This is a genomic window from Gordonia aichiensis NBRC 108223 (assembly GCF_000332975.1).
Taxonomy (GTDB): domain Bacteria; phylum Actinomycetota; class Actinomycetes; order Mycobacteriales; family Mycobacteriaceae; genus Gordonia; species Gordonia aichiensis.
Genome location: NZ_BANR01000006.1, coordinates 173548 through 199022 on the forward strand (window position 1 = coordinate 173548; position 25475 = coordinate 199022).

22 protein-coding genes are annotated in these 25475 nt (G+C 66.0%); 9 read left to right on the plus strand and 13 right to left on the minus strand.

Translation table 11 applies throughout. The annotated features are described in order from the left end of the window. Positions 1–146: 146 nt before the first annotated feature. Both GOACH_RS09865 and GOACH_RS09870 read right to left on the minus strand, forming a co-directional pair. Positions 147–470, minus strand: a complete 324-nt coding sequence (locus GOACH_RS09865) for a DUF3017 domain-containing protein (protein WP_005174069.1) — start codon at positions 468–470, stop codon at positions 147–149. Beyond that, positions 467–1363 carry a bifunctional methylenetetrahydrofolate dehydrogenase/methenyltetrahydrofolate cyclohydrolase gene (locus GOACH_RS09870; protein WP_005174072.1) on the minus strand — a complete coding sequence of 299 codons (897 nt, stop codon included), beginning with the start codon at positions 1361–1363 and terminating at the stop codon, positions 467–469. Before GOACH_RS09870 ends, GOACH_RS09865 begins: the two co-directional genes overlap by 4 nt. 87 nt (positions 1364–1450) lie before the next feature. On the opposite strand from GOACH_RS09870, the gene GOACH_RS09875 reads away from it, so the two are divergent. Both GOACH_RS09875 and GOACH_RS09880 read left to right on the plus strand, forming a co-directional pair. Then, positions 1451–2407, plus strand: coding sequence for a serine/threonine dehydratase (locus GOACH_RS09875; RefSeq protein ID WP_005174074.1), 957 nt, complete (start codon positions 1451–1453; stop codon positions 2405–2407). Positions 2408–2524: 117 nt separating this feature from the next. Then, complete coding sequence (locus tag GOACH_RS09880; RefSeq protein ID WP_005174075.1) at positions 2525–2989, plus strand: tRNA (cytidine(34)-2'-O)-methyltransferase; 465 nt, start codon at positions 2525–2527, stop codon at positions 2987–2989. Between the two features lie 125 nt (positions 2990–3114). Here the strand turns inward: GOACH_RS09880 and GOACH_RS09885 are convergent, their stop codons facing one another. From GOACH_RS09885 to GOACH_RS09895, 3 genes are all read right to left on the minus strand, one after another. Continuing rightward, entirely contained in the window at positions 3115–3342 is a 228-nt protein-coding gene (locus GOACH_RS09885) for a DUF167 domain-containing protein (RefSeq protein ID WP_005174076.1), read from the minus strand. Positions 3343–3411: 69 nt separating this feature from the next. Then, on the minus strand, positions 3412–6678 hold the full coding sequence (locus GOACH_RS09890) for an error-prone DNA polymerase (protein ID WP_040518310.1): 3267 nt from the start codon (positions 6676–6678) through the stop codon (positions 3412–3414). 56 nt (positions 6679–6734) lie between these two features. Then, the gene (locus GOACH_RS09895) at positions 6735–7325 is read right to left on the minus strand and encodes a TetR/AcrR family transcriptional regulator (RefSeq protein ID WP_005174079.1); all 591 of its coding nucleotides are present in this window, start codon (positions 7323–7325) and stop codon (positions 6735–6737) included. A gap of 25 nt (positions 7326–7350) precedes the next feature. Between GOACH_RS09895 and GOACH_RS09900 the strand changes: the two genes are divergently transcribed. Continuing rightward, positions 7351–8544, plus strand: coding sequence for an MFS transporter (locus GOACH_RS09900; RefSeq protein WP_005174080.1), 1194 nt, complete (start codon positions 7351–7353; stop codon positions 8542–8544). A 31-nt stretch (positions 8545–8575) separates the two neighbouring features. Here GOACH_RS09900 and GOACH_RS09905 read toward each other — a convergent pair whose 3' ends face one another. The 3 genes from GOACH_RS09905 to GOACH_RS09915 are packed head-to-tail and all read right to left on the minus strand — an operon-like array spanning position 8576 to position 11004. Then, positions 8576–9979, minus strand: coding sequence for an MFS transporter (locus GOACH_RS09905; RefSeq protein ID WP_157227646.1), 1404 nt, complete (start codon positions 9977–9979; stop codon positions 8576–8578). Next, positions 9976–10551 (minus strand): cysteine hydrolase family protein, encoded by a 576-nt coding sequence (locus GOACH_RS09910; protein ID WP_005174083.1) that lies wholly within the window; start codon positions 10549–10551, stop codon positions 9976–9978. The genes GOACH_RS09905 and GOACH_RS09910 overlap by 4 nt, the downstream gene beginning before the upstream one ends. 24 nt (positions 10552–10575) lie before the next feature. Next, positions 10576–11004, minus strand: coding sequence for a MarR family winged helix-turn-helix transcriptional regulator (locus GOACH_RS09915; protein ID WP_005174085.1), 429 nt, complete (start codon positions 11002–11004; stop codon positions 10576–10578). Positions 11005–11173: 169 nt separating this feature from the next. On the opposite strand from GOACH_RS09915, the gene GOACH_RS09920 reads away from it, so the two are divergent. Further along, positions 11174–13093, plus strand: coding sequence for an SDR family oxidoreductase (locus GOACH_RS09920; protein ID WP_005174087.1), 1920 nt, complete (start codon positions 11174–11176; stop codon positions 13091–13093). Further along, positions 13090–14166 carry an alanine racemase gene (locus GOACH_RS09925; protein ID WP_005174090.1) on the plus strand — a complete coding sequence of 359 codons (1077 nt, stop codon included), beginning with the start codon at positions 13090–13092 and terminating at the stop codon, positions 14164–14166. Before GOACH_RS09920 ends, GOACH_RS09925 begins: the two co-directional genes overlap by 4 nt. Positions 14167–14579: 413 nt before the next feature. On the opposite strand, the gene GOACH_RS09930 is transcribed toward GOACH_RS09925, so the two are convergent. The 4 genes from GOACH_RS09930 to GOACH_RS09945 all read right to left on the minus strand — a co-directional run bounded on the left by GOACH_RS09930 (position 14580) and on the right by GOACH_RS09945 (position 21104). Next, positions 14580–16211 (minus strand): DNA polymerase Y family protein, encoded by a 1632-nt coding sequence (locus GOACH_RS09930; protein ID WP_005174092.1) that lies wholly within the window; start codon positions 16209–16211, stop codon positions 14580–14582. Further along, entirely contained in the window at positions 16211–17059 is an 849-nt protein-coding gene (imuA', locus tag GOACH_RS09935; protein WP_005174093.1) for a DnaE2-dependent mutagenesis accessory factor ImuA', read from the minus strand. Before imuA' ends, GOACH_RS09930 begins: the two co-directional genes overlap by 1 nt. Positions 17060–17238: 179 nt before the next feature. After that, the gene (locus GOACH_RS09940) at positions 17239–17982 is read right to left on the minus strand and encodes a dienelactone hydrolase family protein (protein WP_005174095.1); all 744 of its coding nucleotides are present in this window, start codon (positions 17980–17982) and stop codon (positions 17239–17241) included. Further along, positions 17979–21104, minus strand: a complete 3126-nt coding sequence (locus GOACH_RS09945) for an MMPL family transporter (RefSeq protein WP_245551863.1) — start codon at positions 21102–21104, stop codon at positions 17979–17981. Before GOACH_RS09945 ends, GOACH_RS09940 begins: the two co-directional genes overlap by 4 nt. Positions 21105–21192: 88 nt before the next feature. Here GOACH_RS09945 and GOACH_RS09950 point away from each other — a divergent pair, with 88 nt between their 5' ends. From GOACH_RS09950 to GOACH_RS09965, 4 genes are all read left to right on the plus strand, one after another. Next, complete coding sequence (locus tag GOACH_RS09950; protein WP_005174103.1) at positions 21193–21840, plus strand: TetR/AcrR family transcriptional regulator; 648 nt, start codon at positions 21193–21195, stop codon at positions 21838–21840. Then, positions 21833–22420 (plus strand): TetR/AcrR family transcriptional regulator, encoded by a 588-nt coding sequence (locus tag GOACH_RS09955; RefSeq protein WP_005174108.1) that lies wholly within the window; start codon positions 21833–21835, stop codon positions 22418–22420. The genes GOACH_RS09950 and GOACH_RS09955 overlap by 8 nt, the downstream gene beginning before the upstream one ends. A gap of 115 nt (positions 22421–22535) precedes the next feature. Continuing rightward, positions 22536–23621: an FtsX-like permease family protein gene (locus GOACH_RS09960; RefSeq protein ID WP_005174109.1), complete on the plus strand. Its 1086-nt coding sequence runs from the start codon at positions 22536–22538 to the stop codon at positions 23619–23621. Then, positions 23618–24280, plus strand: a complete 663-nt coding sequence (locus tag GOACH_RS09965) for an ABC transporter ATP-binding protein (RefSeq protein WP_005174110.1) — start codon at positions 23618–23620, stop codon at positions 24278–24280. The genes GOACH_RS09960 and GOACH_RS09965 overlap by 4 nt, the downstream gene beginning before the upstream one ends. 73 nt (positions 24281–24353) lie before the next feature. Here the strand turns inward: GOACH_RS09965 and GOACH_RS09970 are convergent, their stop codons facing one another. Continuing rightward, a complete protein-coding gene (locus GOACH_RS09970; protein ID WP_040518221.1) occupies positions 24354–25385 on the minus strand; it encodes an Rv2578c family radical SAM protein in 1032 nt (343 codons plus the stop codon). Between the last annotated feature and the right edge of the window lie 90 nt (positions 25386–25475).

The window sequence follows — 25475 nt, forward strand, 5'->3', positions numbered from 1 at the left end:
TCGTGGGTGGAGTGCTCGTGCGGTCTATCCAGCGTCGAAGAGATTGGTTGCCTGCCCGTTGGTCGCCGTTTCTGGTTCGTGCGGCATCAGCTGCCGCATCAACTCATGTCGCGAGACACTTTACCGAAGCATGCTCCAGATTGTAATCAATCCGTGCCCAAAGGATCTATTGACGCGGCCAGCCATAACATGACTGCGCCCACACTGGCAAGGGATACGACGTCGAAGAATCTTCCTCTGACCTGCAGTAATCCGACGCGTGATGTTGGCAACACCGCGCGCAGGAGCGCGCCTAGGAGCAGAGCCGTTCCAAAGACGAACGAACCACGCCGCCATCGGTCGAACAGCACGAGCGCAGCTCCGGCGATCACCCCGACCATCACCAGCAGGTAAGGGATCTGCGCGACGTAGGCGCGGACCCGACGGGCATGGCGCAGCTGCCGCACCCGTGCATCCGTCGCGGAGTTCACCGGCCGGCGTCCCCGGGGACCGACGCTCCGGCCGCAGACCGGGCGGCGAGCTCGGCCTCTGCCCGCTCGATGACGTTCACGAGCAAGAACGCCCGGGTCAGCGGGCCGACTCCGCCTGGGTTCGGCGAGACGTATCCGGCGACGTCCCACACGTCGGGAGCAACGTCACCCACGAGGCCGTCGGCGGTGCGACTGACACCCACATCGATGACCGCGGCACCCGGCTTGACCATGTCGGCGGTCACCAGATGCCCGACCCCTGCTGCCGCGACGACGATGTCGGCACGTCTGACTTCGGCGGCGAGGTCGCGTGTCCCGGTGTGGCACAGCGTGACAGTCGCGTTCTCGCTGCGGCGCGTGAGCAGCAGACCGATCGGGCGACCGATCGTCACCCCGCGTCCGACGACAGTGACGCGAGCGCCGTCGATCGGGATGTCGTACCGACGCAACAGGTGGATCACACCGCGCGGGGTACACGGCAGCGTCGACTCCTTGCCGAGCACGAGTCGTCCGAGGTTGATCGGATGCAGACCGTCGGCGTCCTTGGCGGGATCGATCCGTTCGAGCGCTGCGTTCTCGTCGAGGTGTCGGGGCAGCGGGAGTTGAACGATGTAGCCGGTGCAGCCGGGGTCGGCGTTGAGTTCGTCGATCGCCGCATTGAGATCGGCGGTGGTCGCATCGGCGGGGAGATCTTTGCGGATCGACGCGATGCCGATCTTGGCGCAGTCGGAATGCTTGCCCTTGACATATGACTGCGAACCGGGGTCGTCACCGACGAGGATCGTGCCCAGGCCTGGCATCACGCCTGCCATCCGAAGTTTGTCGACGCGTTCACGGAGATCGGCGAAGATCTCGTCGCGGGTCAGCTTTCCGTCGAGTCGTATCGCGCTCACTCGTCCATTGTTCCATCCCGCGCGATACGTGGCGCCAGGTGTCGAGGCCGGGCGGTTCTGCGCATCCGATCCGAGTACCGTGCTGCCATGCCCCACGACGCCGCCCGACCGGTCAGCATCGCTGATGTCAGGCGAGCACACGGGCGTATCGCTGCGCACGTTCGACGCACCCCTGTCCTGCGCGCGGAGATCGAGACGGTCGGTGGGCCTGTGCCGGTGGTCTTCAAACTCGAGTACCTCCAACTCGGCGGCTCGTTCAAGGCCCGCGGAAGCGCGAACGCCGTGGTCTCGGCCCGCGATGCGGGTGCTTTGTCGGACAGCGGCGTGGTGGTGGCCTCCGGTGGGAACGCCGCGATCGGTGCAGCGCACGCGGCGCGGATCGTCGGCACGCGGTGCACGGTCGTCGTACCCGAGAACGCCCCACCGGTGAAAGTGGCGGCGCTGCAGGCGCTGGGGGCCGACGTGCGTCTCGTCGGCTCGCGTTATCAGGACGCCGCCGAGACCGCGAGTGTTCTGGCAGTGGAGACCGGGGCTCTGCTGTTGCACGCGTACGACCTTCCCGATGTCGTCGCGGGTGCCGGAACCATCGCGCTCGAGTTGGCCGCCGACATCCCCGGACCGCAGACCATCGTCGCGTGTGTGGGAGGTGGCGGACTGCTCGGAGGTCTCGCAGCGGCACAGCGGCGCGGCGACCGTCTCGTGGGCGCAGAGCCCACCGGGGCGTCGAGTCTGCATCAGGCCGTGCAGGCCCGCGCACCAGTGTCCGTGGAACTCGACAGCATCGCCGCAGACTCGTTGGGCGCCACCAGGATCGGCGACATCTGCTGGTCTACCATCGCGGGCGCGGCAGTCGACAGCGTCGTCGTCTCCGACAACGAGATCATCACCGCACGTCGAATGCTGTGGGATCGGTTTCGGATTGTCGTCGAACACGGCACGGCGACCGCGGTGGCAGCGGTGGTCGAGGGCCACGTGACGCCCACCCCGGATTCGACGCTCTGCGTGCTGCTGTGCGGAGCGAACACCCGACTCGACGACTTGTGATTTCCGCGCCGGGGGTCGACCGGGCGCCGAATCCCGTCGACTGTGCGCTGCTACCCGTCGACTGTGCGCTGCTACCCGTCGACTGTGCAGTCCACGCCCCGCTGCACAATGAACCCCATGTTCCGGATCATGTTCTATCAGCCGTGTATCCCGCCCAACACCGGCAACGCGATCCGGTTGGCCGCCAACACCGGCAGCGAACTTCATCTGATCGAGCCGCTCGGGTTCTCGATGTCCGACGCCCAGGTGAAGCGCGCAGGTCTCGACTATCACGAGATGGCGAACGTGACGGTCCATCCCAACCTGGTGACGGCGTTCACGGAGTTGAAGCCCGAGCGCGTTTTCGCGTTCACCGCCCACGCCTCGCGCTACCACACCGACGTCGACTACCGACCCGGCGACGTGCTGCTGTTCGGCCCGGAGCCCACAGGTCTTCCCGACGATGTACTGGCCGAACCCGAGATCACCGAGCGGCTGCGTATCCCGATGCTCGCCGGGCGTCGCTCACACAATCTCGCGAATGCGGCGAGCATCGTCGTGTATGAGGCGTGGCGACAGAACGGATTCGACGGCGCCGTGTGAGCCCGAGGTCCAGCCCGACGGTGAGATGCACACGAGACGGGATGCGGCGGCGCACTCGACCCCTGACAGTGCACACTCGACGCCGGGCAGGACCCGCTCAACGCAGGACTGCGCCCACTCGACGCTCAGCCGACGCGAAAACGCTTGGTGCGCGCGGTCGCTCCCCCGATGAGTGCCACCTTCGACTTCGGCACGCCGAGATGCTTGGCGAGCAGTTCGGCGACCGCCTTGTTGGCCTTGCCCTCGGTGGCGGGTTCACGCACGTAGATGGTGATGGAACCGTCCGGCCCGGTCTCGACGAGTGGCCCCTTGCGACTACTCGGCTTTGCCGTGACGATCACCTGTTGCGCCATCTGTCCCTCTCCCCGCTCTTGTTGTGCGCGAATGCCTCTCGCGCAGTTCTCAGTGCCAATCCCGCGTTCTCAGTGCCAATCCCGCGAGCGGGTGCCCACTCGAAGATCCATGCGCTGCAATCGGTCTGCAACCACGGTCACCGCGCCCTCCGCGTTCTGCACTCTGCCGCGGACCAGCAACGCCGACGCGGACTGTGCCAACTCGCGATACCGCGACCACAGCCCGACCGAACACACCACATTGACCATTCCGGTCTCGTCCTCGAGGTTGATGAACGTCACGCCGGATGCCGTCGCCGGACGCTGCCGGTGGGTGACAGCTCCACCGACGGTGACACGTGACCCATCCGGCACAGACAATAGCGCCTCCGCGGGCAGGACACCTATCGCAGTCAATCGTGGGCGCAGGAACTGCGTCGGATAATTCGACGGCGTGATCCCCGTCGCCCAGGCATCGGTGGCAGCCAACTCCACATCCGACAATCCCGGCAGCGTCGGCACCTGGGCCGAAGGTTCCACGTCGAGATGCTCGACGCTCGCGGTGGCTGCGGCCCCCGCCTCCCACAACGCCTGCCGTCTGCTCATCCCGAAACAGTCGAACGCGCCCGCCCCTGCCAAACCCTCGAGATGCGCGAGGGCGAGGTCGGCTCGCCGTGACAGGTCGGTGATGCTCGTATACGGGCCGCCGACCCGTCGTGACTCGACGATCCGCGCCGCGACCTCGTCCCCGACCCCGCGCACCGACGCCAACCCGAGACGCACATCGAGTCCGTCGTTCTCCAACGTCGCCTCGGCCAGTGACGCGTTGATGTGCGGCCGATGCACGTCGACGCCGTGTCGGCGCGCATCGGCAACCAGCGACTGCGGCGAGTAGAACCCCATGGGTTGCGCACGCAGCAGTGCCGCGCAGAAGGCCGCCGGATGGTGCAGCTTGAACCACGACGAGTAGAAGACCAACGACGCAAAACTCTGCGAATGACTCTCGGGGAAGCCGAAGTTGGCAAACGCCGCCATTTTCTCGAAGATTCGGTCGGCGACCTCGCCGGTGATGCCGTGGGTGCGCTGCATACCTTCGTAGAAACGTCGACGAAGCCGCTGCATGCGTTCGGGCGAGCGCTTGGACCCCATCGCACGACGGAGTTGGTCTGCCTCTGCGGCGTCGAATCCGGCGACGTCGACCGCCAGTTGCATGAGTTGCTCCTGGAACAGCGGCACGCCCAGGGTGCGCTTGAGCGCCGGCCACATCGACGGGTGTTCGACGGTCGGTTCCTCCTGGCCGTTACGTCGTCGGATGAACGGGTGCACCGATCCACCCTGGATGGGGCCCGGACGGATCAGGGCGACCTCGACGACGAGGTCGTAGAAGCAGCGCGGTTTCAGTCGCGGGAGAGTGGCCATCTGAGCTCGCGACTCCACCTGGAACACCCCGACGGAGTCTGCGCGACACAGCATCTCGTATACGGCATCTTCGGTGAGATCGAGCCTGGCGAGGTCGACGTGGATGTTCTTGTGTTCGGCCACCAGATCAATCGCATAGTGCAGCGCCGACAGCATGCCGAGACCCAACAGGTCGAATTTCACCAGACCGATCGCCGCGCAATCGTCTTTGTCCCACTGCAACACGCTGCGGTTCTCCATGCGAGCCCACTCCGTCGGACAGACGTCGGCGATGGGACGATCACAGATGACCATCCCGCCGGAGTGAATTCCGAGATGTCTTGGCATGTTGGCGATCTCGCTTGCGAGGTCGAGCACGTCGTCTGGTGCCGTGTCGGGCATCTTGCTCCAGGCATCTTGCTGACCGCTCGCGTAGCCGAGTGCTCGCGCCATGTCGCGCACCGACGATCGACCCCGGTAGGTGATCACGTTGGCGACCTGCGCGCTGTACTCGCGCCCGTATCGCCGGTAGACGTACTGGATCGCCTCTTCGCGACGGTCGGATTCGATGTCGACGTCGATGTCGGGCGGGCCGTCACGCTCGGGCGAGAGGAATCTCTCGAACAGCAACTCGTTGGCCACCGGATCGACGTTGGTGATACCCAGCGCATAACACACCGCGGAGTTGGCGGCGCTCCCCCGACCTTGGCAGAGGATGTCGTTGCGTTTGCAGAAGTCGACGATGTCGGCGACCACGAGGAAATAGCCCGGGAACGTGAGTGTCTCGATGATCGCCAGCTCGTGGTCGATCTGCCGGTACGCCGCCGGATGTTCGGCCGGTGTCCCATAGCGTCGTCGCGCGCGGGTCATCGTGAGATGCCGTAGCCAACTCGACTCAGTGTGGCCGGCCGGTACGTCGAACGGTGGGAGCTGCGGGGCGATCAGCCCGAGCGAGAACGCACACTCATCTGCCAGGTCGGCGGCGTTGGCGATGGCCTCGGGATGCGCGGGCAGCAGTCGCGTCATCTCGTCGCCGCTGCGCAGATGCGCACCGCCGACCCCGGGCATCCAGCCCGCGATGGTCTCGATGTCGGTGCGGGCGCGGACCGCTGCCATGGCCAGCGCGAGACGTCGACGACGGGGGCATGCGAAGTGTGCGCCCGACGTCGCGACGGTCGGCAGCCCGAAACGTTGCGCGAGATCGGCGAGTACCGCGTTGCGCTCGTCGTCGTCGGGCAGCCCCTGCGCGGTGAGTTCGACGACCACGTCGTCGCGGCCGAACCTCTCGATCAATTCACCGAGTGCCACTTCGGCGGCGCCGGCTCCCGCACGATCGAGCGCGCGCCGAACCCCGCCTTTGCGGCAGCCGGTCAGCACGACCCAGTGACCCGCGTCGCGGGTGAGTCGGTCGACGTCGTAGCGCAGCAGCCCTTTCTCACCGCCGGTCATGTGGGCGTCGGCGATGATCCGCGACAATCTCCGATACCCCTCGCCGTCACGGGCGAGGACCAACAGGTGTTCACCCGCCGGGTCGGTCACCCCGGTCCGGGTCACGTCGGGCTCCAGGGAGAGTTCGGCACCGAACACCGTGGGCATCGCGAATTCCTTTGCTGCCTCGGCAAATCGGACGACACCGTAGAAGCCGTCGTGGTCGGTGATCGACAATCCGCTCAGATCGAGCCGCGCCGCTTCTTCCACCATCTCCTCCGGCATCGACGCACCGTCGAGGAAGCTGTAGGCGCTGTGCGCGTGCAGTTCGGCGTAGCGCACCGACGAGCGCTCGCGCGCCACCTCCGGAGCGGTGTAAGCGCCCCGCTTGCGTGACCAGGCAGGGCTGTCGCTGCCGTCGCCGGGTTGCTCGGGACCGAAGAACTCCCCCGGCCGGCCACCTCTCGGCGAGCGCCCCGACAGCACTCGCTCCATCTCCCGCCAGGTCGGCGGGCCCTGGTTCCAACCCACCCGTCCATCATAGAACATACGTTCGATGATGGGTGCTGCCGTTCAGATTTGTTCGCTCATTCCGCCCGCGCTGACGCCATCGAGGCCGCGACGAACACTTCGGCGACGTGACGCGCCGTCGCCGACGACGCGCGTGGATCCGTCTCGCGCAGCCTCATGGCGAGCTCTCCGGTCACAATCAGGAGCAATCCCTCGGCGAGATCATCGGGATCTGCGCATGGCAACTCGACCGCCAGCCCCGCGAGCGTGCGCGTGAGATGGTCGGTGTCGCGTCGGATCGCGGCGTCGATCTCGGGCTCGGGGTCGGAGTAGTCGGCCGCAGCCCCGAGGAACGCGCACCAGCGTGCACCGTCTGGCTGTGCGCGGAAGGTGTCGAGGGCATCGAACACGGCGAGCAGTCGCCGTGTGCCATCGGAACCGGCGGCGTCAATCGCCTTGTCCCAGACCTCCACCCATCGCTGATGTCTGCGCTCGAGGGCAGCTGCGATGAGGTTCTCCTTGCTACGGAATCCGCGATACAGCGTCGCGGGCGAGACACCGGCCGTAGCGAGGATCACGTCGACGGGGGTGCTGGCGATGTTCTGCGTCGACGTCAACTCGTCGACCGCGTCGAGCAATTTGCGCTCGGAACTCTTGCGCACCGGCATGGACATCACTCTAGACTCTGCAAATATGAAACGTACGTTTTCGTTTAGTGAGCTCCGTGAGCTCGCTGTTGTCGTCGTAGGGACATGCACGATCGCCGCGACGTACGGCCTCGTGCGTCTGGCCTACGGCTTGTTCCTCCCCGACATCCAGCACGAACTCGGCCTCGATCCCGCCACGGCCGGATACATCTCGTCGGGATCATCGCTGGTGTATTGCACGGCAGCGGCGGCTGGTTTCTGGTGGTCACGACAGCCCGGCCTGCTGATCGCCGCCGCCGGGATAACCGCGGTCGCCGGGGTCTGGACGATGGCCTCGACACACGACGTCGCGCTCTTCGGACTATCCGCCGTACTCAGTTCGGCCGGGGCGGGTTTCGCCTCGCCCGCCATGGTGACCGTCGCACAACGCGGCGTCCGACCGGTGCGCGTCGACACCGCACAGTCGGTGATCAACGCGGGAACCGGCCCCGGCCTGGTGGCAGCGGGCGCCCTGGCGCTGGCTTTGCTGCCGGCGTGGCGCACGGCATGGACTCTTGTCGGCATCTTTACCGTGTCCATCGTGTCGGTGATGTTCGTACTCGCGAAGGTCGCCGTGGCGCCACGCGCCGCGACGGCACACGACGGTCCGCGGGGGTTGTCACGGGCATGGTTGGCGATGCATCGTCGTGCGATCGCGTCCGCGATCGGCATGGGTGCGGGCTCGAGCGCGGTGTGGACCTATGGCCGCAGCCTCCTCGTCGACTCCGGAAGCCAGAGTTCCCAGGGCACGATCGTCGCGTGGATCGCACTCGGAATCGGCGCGACCGCAGTGATTCCGACGTCGCGACTCATGGCACGCCGCGCGCCGACGACAGCGTGGACGATCAGTTGTCTCGTTCTCGCGGCAACGGTTCTGGCGCTGACGCTCGCCACCTCGTCCACCGTCGCCACAGTGATCGCCTGCGTACTGTTCGGGTGGGGCTTCACCGCGGGAACGTCGGCCCTCATTTCATGGACAACTGTTTTGAGCCCCGAGAACGCAGCAGCCGGGACCGCGCTCCTGTTCATCGCGCTGGTGCTCGGGCAGGCGGTGGGTTCGTCGGTGCTCGGGGCCGCCATCGCCAGCTCCGGATACACCACCGCGTTCCTTGTGGCCGTGGCGTTCTCGGCCCTGGCCATCATTCCCGCGGCACGGCGCACCGTTCGACCAACTGTGACGGTTCAGGAGGTCGGCGCGTAGAAGATCAGCCGATCAGGCACCCGCCGATCGGTCACCCGTTGGCTGCCACAGCTCTCGGAATCCGACGATCCACCAACGTCATGGCGATCAACACCGATCCGATGACCACGACCGCCCAGCCCGCGACGTGCAGTCCACCGTCGGTGGCGCGGGCCCCGAAGGCGATACCGATGAGGCTCGACGAGAAGATCGCCCCGAAGTACATGAACGTTCTGTACAGACCCGATGCCACGCCGATCGACTCCGACGGGCTCTGCGTGTAGAGCGTCGCCTGGTTGGCGTAGCCGCTCAATCCGTTGGCCACGCCGAACAGGAAGGTCATCGTGAGCAGGATCCACAGCCCAGAGGAATGATGGATCGCCACCGCGGTGACACCGGCGCCGACAAAGCAGAAACCTGTGAGGATCAACGGAATTCGCACCCATCCGTGCGTCGAGTTGACCCGCGCACACACAACACTGAGCGCGGAGTACGGAATGAGGATGAGGCCGACCTGCGCGGCCGTGTAGCCCGCGGACTGCTCCATCCACTGACTGATGCCGTACATCGCCGTGTAGGAACCGAGACCGGCCAGGGCCTGCCGCAGATAGGTGCGGACCAGCGGGGTATTCGACGCGAGCATCCGTACGTCGATGAGCGGTTGTGCAGCACGTAATTCCCAGAGGACCAGCAGCAGCCCCGATACGGCGACGATGACGAGCAACCACCACCGCGGTTCTGTCAGCCGCGCCAAGAACTCGAGTGCCACAACGACGGTCACCGCGAAAAGCACTACCCCGACGACGTCGACGACGCGGACGAGGCCCCGGACACCACCCACATGGACCGCCCCGTCCCGGGGAATACTGCGCAGCGCCCACGCCAAGGTGATCAGTGCGACGGGGATGTTGACGAAGAACACAGCGCGCCAACCGAAGACACCGGTCAGTACACCTCCCAGAGGCAGACCGATCACGGCGATCACCTGTGCCGCGATCGAGAAGCCGCCGAGTATCCGGCTCGGCACGCCGGTGCCGAAGGAGTCGGCTCGCGACCGCACGAGTGCCATCGCCGTGGGATATGCGGCCGAGGTGCCGATACCGATCAGCGCACGGGAGAGCAGAAGACACCAGAAGGCCGGCGCGGCAGCTCCGACGATCCCGGCCACGAGCAGAACGACCAACCCGGACACGAACACCCGGCGCGGACCGAAGACGGCCGCGAGCTTGCCCATCGTCGGCTGCGCCACAGCGCTGCAGAGGTAGAGCACCGAGATGAGGATCGTCGTCTGCGCCGGACCTCGATGGAAGTCGACACCGATCCCCACCAGTGCGGTCGCGATCATGGAACTGTTGATCGGGTTGAGCGTCGACCCCATCAACAGCGGCCCGGTGAACCGCCAGCCGAAGGGATTGCGCTGCTCCACTCCCGCATCGCCGGTTGTCGCCGCGCTCACTGCGCGGCAGCGTCGAGGAGTTCGAGAAGGTCTGCGGTCGAACCAGTCTCGGCGATCTCGGGAAACACCTCGCGCACGCTGTGCGCATGGCGTTCACCGATCGAATCCGTCATGGCATCCGTCGGCAATGTCACATTGAACCCTGCCTCGTGCGCGTCGCGGGCGGTCGATTCGACACCTGCACCGCTGGCGATACCGACGACGACCACCTGGGTGATCCCTCGTGAGCGCAGGTCGTCAGCGAGACCGGTACCGGCGAATGCGCTCCGCGAGTGCTTGGTCACCACCAGATCTGTGGGTTCGGGTGCGAACTCGTCGATGAACTCGGTCGACTCCTCCGATAGCCGCGGCCGGACGGCACCAGCGTTGCGATCGGTTCGTCCCGGCGGAACTGCGTCGACGTTCACCAGCACCACAAGACGACCGTACGTGCGGAATCTGTCGACGAGTCGGCCCGCCCTGTCGATGATCTCCGATGCCGGATGCGGAGCGAGATTGTCGCGTAGCGCGATCCCGCGCTGCATGTCGATCACGATCAGCGCGGTGTGCGGGTCGAGAGTAGTCATGGCCATTGTCGACTCCTTGTCAGATGAGGGTCAGGATTCCGCAATTCGACGGAGAAGTTCTGTCGCGGTGACGATCTGGTCACGCTCGTCCTCGGTGAGGACGTGCTCGATCCGGTCGGCGAGCCAGTCCTCGCGGGCAAGTCGTCCACGCGCGTACATCTCGCGTGCCTTGTCCGAGAGAGCCAGCAGCGTCTTCCGACGATCGCCGGGGTGCGGTGTGCCGATCACTAGCCCCTGGTCGACCAGTGCGGCAACGGTTGTCGACATCGACTGCGGGCGGACACCCTCCGCACGCGCGAGCGCGTTGGCCGTCGTCGGCCCCTCACGCTCGAGTCGGCCCAGGACGTTGGTCTGTGATCGGGTGAGATCGCCGATCGCACCCTGTGCACGCAGACGGCGGTTCAGCGCGGCCAACACAGGGCGGAGAGATGCGGCCACCAGGGCAGGATTCTCGGACACTTCATAAGCCTACCAAATAGTCAGCTAACTGATTAGTGTCCTGACTAACTGCATTCATCGGCATCGTCGTTGCCATTTGCCGATGTGAGTGTCAAGGTGAACAGGACCGTTTCTTACCGAGTAGTAAGAAGTGGGCCGGGGGCTGCGGCCCAGAGTCGGAAGGGGTGTCATGACCACGTACTTCATCACCGGCGGCACCGGATTCATCGGGCGTCGAGTGATCGGGCGGCTGCTCGACACGCATCCCGACGCCCACGTGTATGCGCTGGTGCGCGCTGAATCACGACCACGGTTCGACGTGGTGTTCGCCGACGCGCCGTCGGATCGACTGCATCCGGTCGTCGGAGACCTCACCTCCCCCGGCCTCGGAGTCGCCGACGACGAACTCCCCCAGATCGATCACGTGATCCATCTGGCCGCGATCTACGACATGACCGCCGACGCCGAGAGCCAACAGCGCGCCAACGTCGATGGCACCGCGCGTGTCATCGACTTCGCCGTCGAACACGACGCCATGCTGCATCACGTCTCGTCGATCGCCGTGTCCGGCGACCACGACGGCGTCTTCACCGAGAACGATTTCGATCTCGGTCAGGGATTTCCCACTCCGTATCACCAGACCAAGTACGAAGCGGAGAAACTCGTCCGTGACCGCGCGGGATTGCGGTGGCGAGTGTACCGGCCGTCGGTGGTCGTCGGGGATTCACGGACAGGCGCGATGGACAAGATCGACGGGCCCTATTACTTCTTCCCACTCCTTGCACTGCTCGGCATGTTGCCGTCGAGGCTTCCTCTTCCGATGCCCGACCTCGGTCGGCTCAATCTGGTCCCGGTCGATTTCGTTGCAGAGGCCATCGTGACGCTCGTCGACCATCACCCACTGCGCGGTGGGCAGGTGTTTCACCTCGGCGATTCCCGTGACCGCGGTGTCATCGGCATGTACAACGCACTGGCACCTGCGATCGGATCACCCAAAGGTGTTGGCGTGGTGAGCAATCGAATCGTGGCACCCGCTCTTGCGATGACCGGGTTCGGACCGATCACGCCCATACGCGATCTCATCGCATCACAGGCCGGTATACCGCCCGCGTTGCTCGACGGTATGCGGATGACCGCGGACTTCCGTTCTACACAGACTCTCGCCCTACTGGGCAGGCTCGGCGTCGCACTCCCCGACCTCGACCAGTACGGACCGCGGCTCTGGGAGTTCTGGGCCGCACACCTCGATCCGTCTCGTCACCGGCGCGCCGATGCGCGCGGACCACTCGTCGGGACACACATTCTGATCACCGGCGGCTCGAGCGGAATCGGCAAAGCGACGGCGCGGATGTGCGTCGCGCGAGGTGCAGATGTGTACGTGGTCGCGCGCGACGTCGACGACCTGCACGCTGCCGTGACCGAACTCGAAGGCACCCAACCCAAGTCAGGACTGCCGGCAGGAAGGGTCTACGCCTACCAGTGCGACATCACCGACGAAGAATCCGTACGGACCCTGGTGAAGACCATCATCGCCGAGCACGGACACGTCGACGTTCTGGTGAACAACGCCGGGCGTTCCATTCGACGTTCGACACTGCATTCCGTTGATCGCTCACACGACTACCACCGCGTTATGGCCGTGAACTACTTCGGAGCGGTCAACCTGGTACTCGCGCTGCTTCCGCACATGATCGAGCGACAATCCGGCCGGGTGGTCAACGTGTCCTCCATCGCCGTGCAGACGCGCGGCGCACGTTTCGGCGCATACGCGGCGTCGAAAGCCGCGTTGGAGGCGTTCAGCGAGTCGACCGGCGTCGAAACCCTGTCTGACCATGTGACGTTCACCAATGTGCGTCTGCCACTGGTACGTACCCGCATGATCGCGCCGACCGAGGCCTACCAGAACTCCGCCGGCGTGTGGAGCGTCGACAAGGCGGCGTCGAAGGTACTGGAAGGAATTCTGCGGCATCCGGCACGGATCAGCCCGCCACTCGGTCAGCTCGCCGAGTTCGGACGGAAGTTCACACCGAGGCTGACCTCCCGGATTCTGCACCAGGAGTATCTCCTCGTCGACGAGTCGGCAGCCGCCCTCGGTACCGTTGAGCGGTGACCGATACCCCCTACCTCGCTGTCGACGCCGCTCGCGTCGACCGCAACCTCCGGACGACCGCCGAAACGGCACGACGCGCGGGAGTCGCCCTGCGGCCACACGCCAAGACGCACAAGACAGCAGCACTGGCGAAACGGCAGATCGATAGCGGCGCAATAGGTCTCACCGTAGCGACGATCGGAGAGGCCGAAGCGTTCGTCGCCGCGGGCTTCGGTGATCTGTTCATCGCCTATCCGCTGTGGGTCACAGCCCACAAGGGTGCACGCCTGCGCGCGCTGGCCCAGCAGTCGGCTCTGCGGCTCGCCGTCGACTCGATTGCGGGTGCGGAGCGGATGGCGGCGGAGGTGGGTGGAACCGGTTCCGGCGTCGAGGTGCTGGTCGAGGTGGATTCGGGCCAGCACCGCACCGGGGTCGGCCCCGAGTTCGCAGGTGAGGTCGCAGCCGCTGCGCACGACGCCGGTCTCGACGTGATCGGCGTGTTCACGTTTCCCGGCCACGGCTACGGTCCCGGCGGCGCTCGGAGTGCCGCCGCACGGGAGGAGGTGACAGCGCTCGCCGAAGCCGCCGACAGGCTGCGTTCGGTCAGCATCGAACCGCGTGTGCGGAGTGGGGGTTCCACCCCGACGGTCGAGTTCGCCACAGACAGCGACGTCCTGACCGAGATCCGGCCTGGCGTGTACCCGTTCTACGACGCCCAGCAGATCGAACTCGGCGTCTGCGAATTCGGCGACGTCGCGCTGACCGCGGTGAGCACCGTCGTCCATCGCGATGGGCACCGCGCGGTGCTCGACGCCGGCAGCAAGATCATCGGGGCCGACCGTCCCGCGTGGGCCAGTGGCCATGGTCGGATACTCGACGATCCGGACGCGCGGATCGTCGGGCTCTCCGAACACCACGCCGTGGTCGAGTACCCGCCCAGCGCCGTCGTCCCCGAACTCGGGACCACGGTGGGCGTCATACCGAACCATGTCTGCACCGCGGTCAATCTCGTCGACGAGCTGGTCGTCGACGACGCGCGTTCCGGTGGCGCCGCGGACCGCTGGCCGGTCATCGCCCGCGGCGCGAACAGCTGAGCGAGGAACGGGGGTGCCGCGCGGAACGGGGGTGCCGCGGAGGCGGGGCTCGGGTGGTGCGCGTTGGTGCGGGGCGCTGCAGAAACTCGGGGAAGGATTTTTCCGCGGGTTTTGCACCCTTCCCCGCGAAACAACACGCGCAAAGGTCAGAAACCCGCGGAAGAGCCACGGCGCAGCGTCAAAACCCGCGGAAGAGTGACAGCCCGGGCCCCCACCCCACACCATTCGGGCACTCGTGCCGCTCGCCCCGCCGACGGTCTTCCCGAGTGCAGAAACCTAGGGAAGAAGTTTTTCCCCGGGTTTTGCACCCTTCCCCGCGAAACAACACGCGCAAAGGTCAGAAACCCGCGGAAGAAACCCTTCCCCTACTTTCTGCCAGCCAGCGCGTGCACCCACGAGCCGAAGCGGCCGCGCTACTCGTACACACCCTCGACCAGCCACCCACCCGCCCGGTAGTAGAGCAGCAGGGCGCGCGAATCCTCCAGGAGCACTTGGACTCTGGCGATGATCCCGGTGTCGTCCATACCCGCCGGCCACGGCCCGGCCCACCAGCTCAGCGCCCAGGTGTCACGCACAGCACCCCCACTCGCCGCTCCCCCACGCACCCCACCCGCACCCCCGCGCGCCGTGCCCCCGCTACGCGCCATGCGCACGACGGCGGGTTCTTCGGAGAACGCCCCCCGACCGGTGACGGTGACCGGCTGCCCCGACGCGTCGATCAACGACACCGGGGTGCGGGACATCACCGTGGGTGCGGGCTGGGGAACCCGCCCGGGCCAGGGGGCCTTCGGATCGTGTTCGGGGATCTTCTCGTCGCCCAGCGGGATCAAGGTGATCTGATCCGACGGTCCGCGACCGCCGCTGCGCACGGGCACCTGCACGGCGTCGCCGCCGAGCAGTCCCTGCACACGTTCCAGAGACCTCCGGGCACGCTCGGAGACCTCCGATTCGCCGGGGAGCCCTGCGCCCGTCAGCGCATAGTGCAACGCTCCGGCGTCGACCGTCTCGACCGGCTCGAGTCGCAGCATCGCGATGGGCGAATCCGGACGCGTGTCGCCGCGGTTCCTGCCCCGCCCCGCACCGGTCAACCATCCTTCCAACTGCCAGCGAATCCGATCGGCTGTGGCGTCGGATGTGAGTGGCTGCGCGCACCGCCACACCCGCGAATGTCGTTGTCCGTGTTCGGTGATGGCCTCGACCTTGAGCTTGGTACACGCGGCGGGCACATCAGAGAGCCTGCGATGCAACATGTCGGCGAGCCGTCGTCCCGCGAAGGCAGCCGAGTCGATCCGATCGATCGGCGGGTCACAGACGTAGTCGACGACCAGTTCTGGTGAGGCGACGATCCCCGCGGGCCGCCGATCAGGCAGCGCGTTGGCCAATCGGTGTGCCACCGCGGCGTCGGCGGAGAACCGGGTGGCGACGTCGCGCGCGGGCATGGCAGCGAAATCGCCGATGGTGACCAGCCCTAGTCGTCGTAACAGGTCGACGAACTCGGTGCGCTCGGGGCACGACAGGCTCGGCTCGGCATTGAGCTCGGCCACCGGCAGCTCCGCCAGATAGGCGCGATCGCCGCCCGGTTCCACATGCTGGCCGCGTCGCGCGGCGATCACCGCGGTGAACATCTCGTCGGCAACACCGACCTGGGATTCCACTCCGCAGACCGAGACCTGGTCGACGAGTTTCTCCGCGAGCGACGCTTCTCCCCCGTGATGTCTGGCCGCTCCGTCGGCGGGCATCACCAGCAATCCCGGCCGCAACACCTCGACCACAGCGACCACCTCGGCGACCGCTGCCACCACCGGTTCGAAGAACCGTGCGTCGCGGTCGACGTCGGCGGTGAACACCCGCATATCCGGGCACACCGCCTGCGCCTGCCGCTTACGCATGCCGCGGCGAACCCCTGCGGCACGCGCGGTGGCAGAGCACGCGGTCACCCGGTTGGCCGAGAGCACCGCGATCGGTTGTGCGGGTGGAAGATCCTCATCGGCAGCCGCAGCCATCGCGGGCCAGTCAGGGCACCACAGGGCCATGATGCGTCCCATCAGTTCGCCACCGCCGTGAGCCCCTGATCCAACGAACCGGCCCCGGATTCGACCGGACGTGTCAGACCCACGAGACCTCGCGACCCACCCGATGATCCGACGGTACTCAGATCGACGTCGGCACTGTGTGTCCGACGGTCACGCCCGGTGGCGGTGACCTGTAACCGCAGTCCGCCGATCCTGCCGTGCCCACGACGCGCGGCGGCGAGGTCGGCGCCGACACCGCCCGGGACGTGACGGTAGGTCAGCACCGACGCCTCCATCCGGACCTGAGCCCCCGGCCAGTGCCCGTCGACGACCATCAGCGCCGACGAGTGTTGCCGCACCCGTCCGCTCACCACCCTGCAGCGCGCGGGCGCGACGTCGACGCCGCGCAGCCCCAGGACGACCAGATCCATCCCGTCGAGGAGTACCGAGGCGATCTCCACCGGGTCGACGCCCGGGTCGGGCACGGTGGCGATTCGAGCGAGGTCGGCGCCCATTTCGGCCGCCGACAGCAGATTCAGCCAGGGCAGTCCGACAACCCCCACCTGACCACCACCACGACTCACCGCGGCGATCATCGCAACCACGAGCGAACGCGCACCGGAGCAGCCGACCACACTCCCCCGTGCGATCCCCCCACGTCCCGCGGATTGGCCACGCGGCAACAGATCTGCGAGGACATCAGGTAGCGGGAGGCTGTCGTCGACCTCAGCCGAGCGGTCGGCGGAGACCCGATCAGGCATCCCCGACAGCACTGCCATGCGCTTGCGTAACCGGGCGAGCGTATCGGTGCGATCGTCGCCATCCGAACCCTCCCCGTCGCCCTGCGACGGGCACGGGTGAGCCAACGGCAAAACACTCATGAAGACCTCCTGGCCAGCGTTGATGATGCGTGGCGAGCCGGGAAGTTGCTGCGCCGTCGGTCGCTCGGATCACCGAGTCGGATCGAACGTTTTTTCGATATGGCGATCGTACGACGCCCCTCTGACAGGACGCAACAGTGCAGGTGCCGGGACAGTCCGACGGGGCAATTCAGCGCAACTCAGGCCGAGAACCGCGCATCGAGAAAGGCGAACACGCGGGCCCAGGCGTCCGACGCCGCATCCTCGTCGTAGTGCATCCCGACGACGCGCAGCACCGCGTCGGGAACCGAATCGATGCGATTGGCGAAGCTGTGCCCGACCCCGGGATAGGTCGCGATGTCCGAGGGGATCCCGTGCTTGTCGAGGACACGCCGCAAACGCGATTCGCCGAACGGGATCAGCGGATCGCGCGCGCCGAACGACGCCACCACCGGGCAGGTATCCGCCGTCACGGCACGGTAGGTGGTGAGGCTTCCGTAGAACGGCGCTGCCGCGACGTACCGGGCATCGCCCTCGAGAAGCGCGAACCCGCCGCCCATGCAGAATCCGACGATGGCCACCTCTCCACTGGAGAGCGGGTCGGAGGCCAGACGACGTCGAGCACTCTCGAGAATCCCGAACACCGGTCCGCGGCCCGAGACCAGCGACCGCATCGTGGACACGATGCACGCGGCACGATTCGTACCGGCGGTGAACAGCAGCGGCGCCAGCGCCAGGTACCCGTGGTCGGCGACGATACGCAGAGTGCGCACGATGTCGTCTTCCGCGCCCGTGATGTCGTGGACGAGAAGCACAGACGGCAGCGGACCGTCCGAATCGGCAGGTCGGGCCATCAGCGCATTCACACTCGCTGTGCCCGCGCCCGCAGGCAGCGACCCGTCACAGTCGACGACCAGCGATTCGACGACGGTGTTCTCGGTCATGATTGCGTTCCTTTCGGAGATGATGTGGTCGGAGAGGACGTGACAGCGTCGGATGCCGCCGACCCGCCACCGGACGACGGCCACCAGATCCGTGAGCCGAGCACGTGAAGGATCGACGGGACCAATACCGTCCGCACCACGGCGATGTCTAGCAGTAATCCTATGCCGATGGTGAATCCGGTCTGTAGCAGCAGAATGACCGATCCACTCATGAGCGCGAACATCGTGACGGCGAAGACGATCCCTGCCGTGGTGATGACCCGGCCGGTGCTACCGAATGTCCGTAGAATCGCCGATGTCGTTCCGCTCGAGGCGTTTTCACGAACACGCGAGGCGAACAGCATGCTGTAGTCGGCGCCGACTGCCACCAGACTCATGAACGAGACGGGTAGCACCGACCAGTGCAGCCCGATACCGATGATGTGTTGCCACACGAGCACACTGATGCCTGCGGCACTGAGAAACGACAGCAACACCGTGGCAACCAGGATGAAAGGCGCGAGCAGGCTGCGCAACAGAGCAACCAGGATGACGAACACCGCGGCAAGCGCAACGATCCCGAACAGCAGGAAGTCCTTTTCCGACTGCGCGATGAGGTCCGAGGTGATCGACGTCAGTCCGGTCGCATCCACACGTGCGTGTGACAGGCCACTGCCCTTCAACGACTGTTCGGCAGTCGTCGAGATATCGGATACATGACTGGTCGCCTGCTCACCGTAGGGATTTCCCGACGGGATCACAAGCATACGAGCCACCCGGCCGTCGGACGACATGAGCATCTTCGACCCCGCCACCAGCCGCGGATCCTCGAATGCGCTGCGCGGCAGATAGAACCCCGCACCGGGGCCCTCCGACGTCGCCTTGCCCATCTCCGAGAGATATCCGGAGGCCTCGTCGAGTCCGCTGCGGAGTTGGTCGGTCATCGACACGACGGTGTCGGTTCCTGTCTTGGCCTCCGAAAGCCCCTGTGCCAGTTGATCCATACCCGACGTGAGCTGTCCCATACCGTCACGCAGTCGTGTGAGGTCCGAGCGGATGGACTCCGGCGAGCGCCCGCCCAATGATGCGGTGAGGGTGGAGATGGCCGAGAGTCCGGCGCGCAGATCGGGCATGACCGACGACACCGTCCGCAGGTCGTCGGGGTTGAGGTTCGCCGCGTTCTGCGCCGCCGTGAACGCCGCGCTCAGCGCATGATTCGACATGCCGTCGAGTTGCTCGAACAGCGTTCGCCCCTGCATACACAGCGGCGAACTCAGACACTGCGCGGAGGGTTGCGGCGATGCGTACGGGGAGAGTGCCCGCGACAGCGAATCGATGGCCTGCCGCTGTGAGTTCAGCGTCGACACCAGCGTTTGCAGTGACGACAGTTGCGGTTCCAATCGCGCGAGTACCTGGGCCAATGACTGACCGTCAGCGGTCCGGGCGGTAGCGATGTTGTCGGCCAGGGGAAGTAGGTCGAGAACCGAGTTCGACAGGTCGACAACCTGGTTGACGCCCGACACCAGCTCGGGCAGTTGCTTGGTCGACTCGACCGCGCCGTCACGAAGCGCGGTCATGCCCTGGGTCAGTCGCTCCAGATCCGGTCGGGCATCGGCGATCTGGGTTCCCGCATCGGCGAGCCGACCAGCGATCAGTGCCGCCTGGTATCCGATGGCCGATTCGGGCAGTTGGCGACCGTCGGGCCTGGTCAACGAGCGCACATAGGCGACGTTCGGGAGGTCGGTGACCGCTGAGGCAACGCGATCGAGCGCAGCGAGATCGGTGGTGGTACGCATGTCGTGATCGCTGCGGATGATCAGGAACTCCGGGACGATTTCGTTTGCGCCATAGTGTTTCGCGACGAGATCGTACCCACGGGAGCTGTCGGTGGGATGCAGCTGCATGGCGTTGTCGTCGCCATTGGCGCGGAAGGTCACGACGGGTATCGCCAACAGGATCAGCAACAGCAACGACGCACCCGCCAACGCGCCGGAGCGGCGCAAAATGAAGCGACCGCGGCGGCGCCAGATGAAGTCTCGGGACGGCCGTGGTTCGATCCTGCCGTGTCGGCCGAGAATGGCCATCATCGCGGGAGTGAATGTCAGTGCGACAGCGAGTGTGACGACGAGTCCGATCGCAATCGGCGGCCCCGAGGTGGTGAACATCCCGTTGCGCGCCATGAGCATCGCCGTGGCCGACGCCGCGATGGTGAGTGCCGACGCCGTGAGCACCTCCCCGACACTGAGACCGGCGAACCCCACGGCCGACCGGGACGAGAGACCCTTCCGTCTACCGTCGTGATAGGCGGCCATCTGGAAGATGGCGTAGTCGGTACCCGCGGCCAGCACCAACGCGGTCATCAAGGTGACGGTCAGCGTCGACAACGCGAGCGCGCCGTGATCTCCCAACCCGGACACCACCGCACGCGATGCCGCCAACGACACACCGATCGTCAGGAGCGGCACCAGCGCGGCGATCACCGAGCGATACGACATCACCATGAGCACCGTGATCAACAGGACCGATACCGCGGTGATCACGACCATTGATGTGTCCAAGGACGTGAACTCGTCGACGACGACGGGCGCGGGACCCGAGAAATGGGTCTGCAGACCCGCGGGCTTCTCGACAGCATCAAGATGATGACGCACCGCTTCGGTGGCGCGGTGTGCCGCCGCGGTACCGATGGCTCCCCGTTCGGCGACCAGCAGCGTGATCGCCTTCCCGTCGGGGCTCACCGCATAGTCGCGCGTCGCCGGATTTCCGAACATGTCCAGCACGTAGGAGACGTGCTCCCGGTCGTCGAGCAGCCGCTGCACCACCGCGGAGTAGTAGCGCTCTTCTGCAGGTCCGATCGTGGTGTCGCCTGCCATCACCACCGACCCGACCGCCGTCGAGGGATCATTGCCGAAATCGCGCGCCATATCGGCGATCGCCTGTGTCGACGGTAGATCCGCAGGCACGATCGCGGCCGACTTCTCTGCTGCCGTCTGCTCGATCTGGGGTATCGCGATGTTGAGGGCACCGACCACGACGACCCAGAAACCCACGACCCACCACGGATAGGCCGCGGCCATACGTCCGGGAGCCGCGAGCACCGATCGTGCTGTCAGCCCTGTTCTGTTCCTCGGTCGACGTCCCATCCCCACCCTCTCGTGAGACATTTAGACACAAAATGACTCATTGACCGAGACGGTAGCATCGGTGCGTAATCGAGGACAAGAAGGGCCCATGAACAACGACGATGCGATGTCGGCGATACGCCAACTCCTCATCTCGCCCGACAGCGACTCAGAACAGTCGTCGGTGGTCACCGATGTCCTCGAAGCCGCCGTCGGAGTGATCCTCACGATCGGATGGCAGCGCCTGACGATGGCCGACGTCGCCAAGCGGGCGGGCGTCGCCCGTGCCACCGTGTACCGCCACTTCGCAACCAAGGACGATCTGCGACGCGCGGTGGGCGCGCGGGAGGTCCAGAAGTTCCTGCTGGAAATACTGGAACTGCGTTCCGCCGCACCAGATCTCGAGTCCGGAATGGTAGCGGCCGTTCGCCACATCATCAACGAGGTCCGCACCAATCCACTGATCGCACGCCTACGCGAGACCGACCGCGAGTTACTCATGGACGTGGTGTCGCGCGACGACATCGTGACCTACGCGACGCAGTTCTGCGCGCAGATGTGGCGGACACAGCTGTACGCCGCCGACGATGAGATCGCCGAGGCCGACTGGAACCATCTGCTCATGGTCAGCGAGATCACCGTTCGGGTGTCACTGTCACTGGCATTGAACCCCACCACCAGCACCGATCTCAGCACGGAAGAGGGCGCCACCGACTTCGTGCGCCGGTTCACGAAAGCCCTCTTGCCCGATGCCTAGGATCAAGGCCGGGTCGGTCGCCGAACACCGCGCCGCCGTCATGACCCAGTTGCTCGACGGCACCGAACGACTCCTCCTGTCAGGAGCGGATGCCACGCTGACCGCCGCGGGCATCGCTGCGGAGGCCGGCATCGCGCGCAACAGCATCTACCGCTACGTGTCCTCGGTCGACGACCTCATCGAGATGGTGCTCGAGCGCGGGTTCACCGACTGGTCGACCGCCGTGGCCGCGCGCGTCGCCCATGCCTCGGACCCACGCACAGCCATCCTCACCTACGCCGAGGCCAACCTCGAGTTCGCGGCTGACGGTCGACATGCCTGGCGTACGGCCATTGCCCGAATTCACCTGTCCGACAACGCGCGCAGCAGAGTCATGGCCCTACACGAACAGATCACCGCCACCCTGCACGAGGCGGTCAACGCTGTCGGCGTCGTCGACACCGACCTCACCGAGGCCACGATCGCCGCCATCGTCGACGCCTGCATCGGACGCATCGACGCCGGGCAACCGCTTCCCGAGGTGCTCGATCACGCTCGCAAGAGCGTCGGTGCAGTCATCGACGCCTGCATGCCCGGCTGACGATTCGGCGCTCGCCCCCGACGCCGCGGGAGATCTGGCACACAACACTTTGGAGACATGGTGTCTCCATGTGTAGATTCACTTAGCGACACTGCGTCTCTAAGAAGGAACCCGAATGTTTGTCGCTCTCCACGAGTTACGCGCGGCCTGGGGCCGATTCATGTTGATGGGTGTGGTGATCGCCCTGGTCTCCGCCCTGGTCGGAATGGTCTCCGGCTTCACCATCGGCCTCGGCAACGACACCGTATCCGCACTGCGGGCCATGCCCACCGACTCAATGGTCTTCGCCAAGGGGACATCCGATTTCACCCGCAGCGTGCTGACCGGGGATCAGGTCTCGGCTTGGGCTCGACACTCCGGCGTGAACGCACACCCGCTCGGCATCGGGATCTTCCACGGCGAGACGTCCGACGACTCGTCGGTCGACATGGCCGTGATCGGAGCCGAACCGCACAGTCCCCTGCTTCCGGCGACCACCCATGGCCGGCAGGTCGCGGCACCGGGCGAGGTGGTGGTCTCCGAGGGCTTGGCGGACAGCGGGATTCGCATCGGCGATTCCATCAGGATCGACAACTCCGACGTCGGACTCCACGTCGTCGGCATCACCGACACACTCTCCTACGGCCACGTGGCAGCCGCATACGTCCCCCTCGACACCTGGCGACTCCTACGTTTCGCACCCGACGGGAACCTGCGCCCACACGACGAGGGAGCAGCCGGGGCGATCGCGCTCACCGGAGGCAGCGCACCTGCGGAACTCGCTGACACGCATGTGGTCGGTGAGGACGTCATTCTCGCTGCGGCACCCGGCTATTCGGGAGAGCGACTGACCATGAACTCGATCATCGCGTTCCTCTACGTCATCGCGCCGCTCATCGTGGCAGCTTTCTTCGCGGTCTGGGTCGTCCAGCGGCGCTCCGTCTATGCACTACAGCGCGCACTGGGGGTGTCGCGCCTGGCACTCGTGGGCGCCGCACTGGCGCAGGCAGCCGTGGTCGTGGTTCTTGCGACCGTCATCGGTTCGGCCATCGCGTATCTGCTCGGCCTCGCGATGGGCTCGGCCGTTCCGTTCGATCTACCGGCAACGTCATTGGCCACCACCGGCATCGCCGTCATCGCGGCGTCGATGATCGGCTCGGCTGTCAGCCTCCGATGGGTTCTGACAGCAGACCCCCAGATCATGTTAGGAGAATCGCGATGAGCCTCGACCTACACGACATCGTCGTCGAATATCGTTCCAGCACAGAGACATCACGTGTCCTCGACCATGTGTCCGCGTCGTTCGCCCACGGTCAGATGACCACGATCACCGGTCCGTCGGGATCCGGCAAGTCGACGCTGCTCGGCGTCTGCGGAGCGCTCCGACGACCCGATGGCGGAACCCTCACTCTCGACGACACCGATGTCACGGCGCTGTCCGACCGTCGTCGCACGGAGTTGCGCAGACACCAGGTGGGGTATGTGTTCCAGAGCGGAAATCTCTTCCCCGGACTCACCGCGATAGACCAGGTGCTCGCGATGGCGGCGATCTCCGGGCGACGACCACGCTCGATGCGGGCTCGCGCGCACGAACTGCTCGACGCGGTGGGGCTCGCCGACGCCGTCCGGTCGAGGCCCGAGCAGTTATCCGGAGGCCAGCGGCAACGGGTCGCGATCGCCCGTGCACTGATCCACGAGCCCCGAATCCTCCTCGTCGACGAACCAACGGCAGCGGTCGACCGATCACAGGCAGGCACGATCACGGATCTGCTGCACAGCGTGACGACCGAGCACGACTGCATCACCGTCGTCGCCACGCACGACCCTGAGGTCGTCGCCCGCGCGGATGCCACGGTCGACCTGGCCCACGCGGTTCGGTGACCTCTCGCGCTGATGAGCGCGCACCGATCTCGTCCTTGGACCGCCGCGGTAGAGCCCGTGGGAGCCGACCGCATCAGAACAGCGTCAAGGCCTCGGCCAACTGCGGCGTACCGACGAGGTCGCGCTCCTCGGAACCGTCGTGCTCGCCCCTGCCGTGGTCTCGACCGGCAAGGCCGTGACGGGCCACCAAGGGCTGCAACCGATCTCGCAGCCACGACGAATACTCCGCGGTGACATAGGCGCCACGCCCATAGAGGCCGCGGTACTTGCGCACCAGCGCCGGGTGGTTCTCGGCGAGCCAATTCATGAACCATGGCTTCGTCGAACTGCGCAGATGCATCGGAAACGCCGTCACACCGGCGGCGCCCGCCTCGGCGAGTGCTCCGAGCAGCGCGTCGAGATGCGCGGTGGAGTCGCTCAGGTACGGGATGACCGGCGCGACCATCACATGTGGCGCGAAACCCGCCTCGGCGATGGCACGAATGAGCTCCAGCCGCGCCCGCGGCGACGGCGTCCCGGGTTCGATCTGCTTCTGCAGGTCGTCGTCGAAGATCGCCAACGACACACCGATGCTCACCGGGATCTGCCCGGACGCCTGACGCAGCAGGGGCAGATCCCGACGTAACAGCGTGCCCTTCGTCAGTATCGATATCGGGGTCCCCGACTCCGCCAACGCGGTGATCACGCCGGGCATCAGACGATAGCGCCCCTCGGCACGCTGATACGGATCGGTGTTGGTACCGAGCGCGACGGTGTCCTGTTGCCAGGAGCGCCGACGTAGTTCTTTGCGCAACACCGCGGCGACGTTGAGCTTGACCACCACCTGGGAGTCGAAATCACGGCCGGCATCGAGGTCGAGGTACTCGTGGGTCGGACGAGCGAAACAGTAGCGGCACGCATGCGAACATCCGCGAAAGGTGTTGACCGTGAACCGGAACGGCAGCCCCGAACCCTCCGGCATGGCATTGAGCGCACTCTTGGCGAGTACCTCGTGAAAGGTGATGCCCTCGAACTCCGGAGTCTCCACCGACCGGACGAGTCCGGCGCGCGCAAATCCCGGCAGTGCGCCGTCGTCGGCTTCGACCACCTGTTCGGACCACCTCATGCCGATGAGTCGAACATACGTACTAGGTGGTGTCAACCCGCCGCGCCCCGCCGCCGAGCGCACCGAGCACCGACCAGGAGTCAGCCGCGC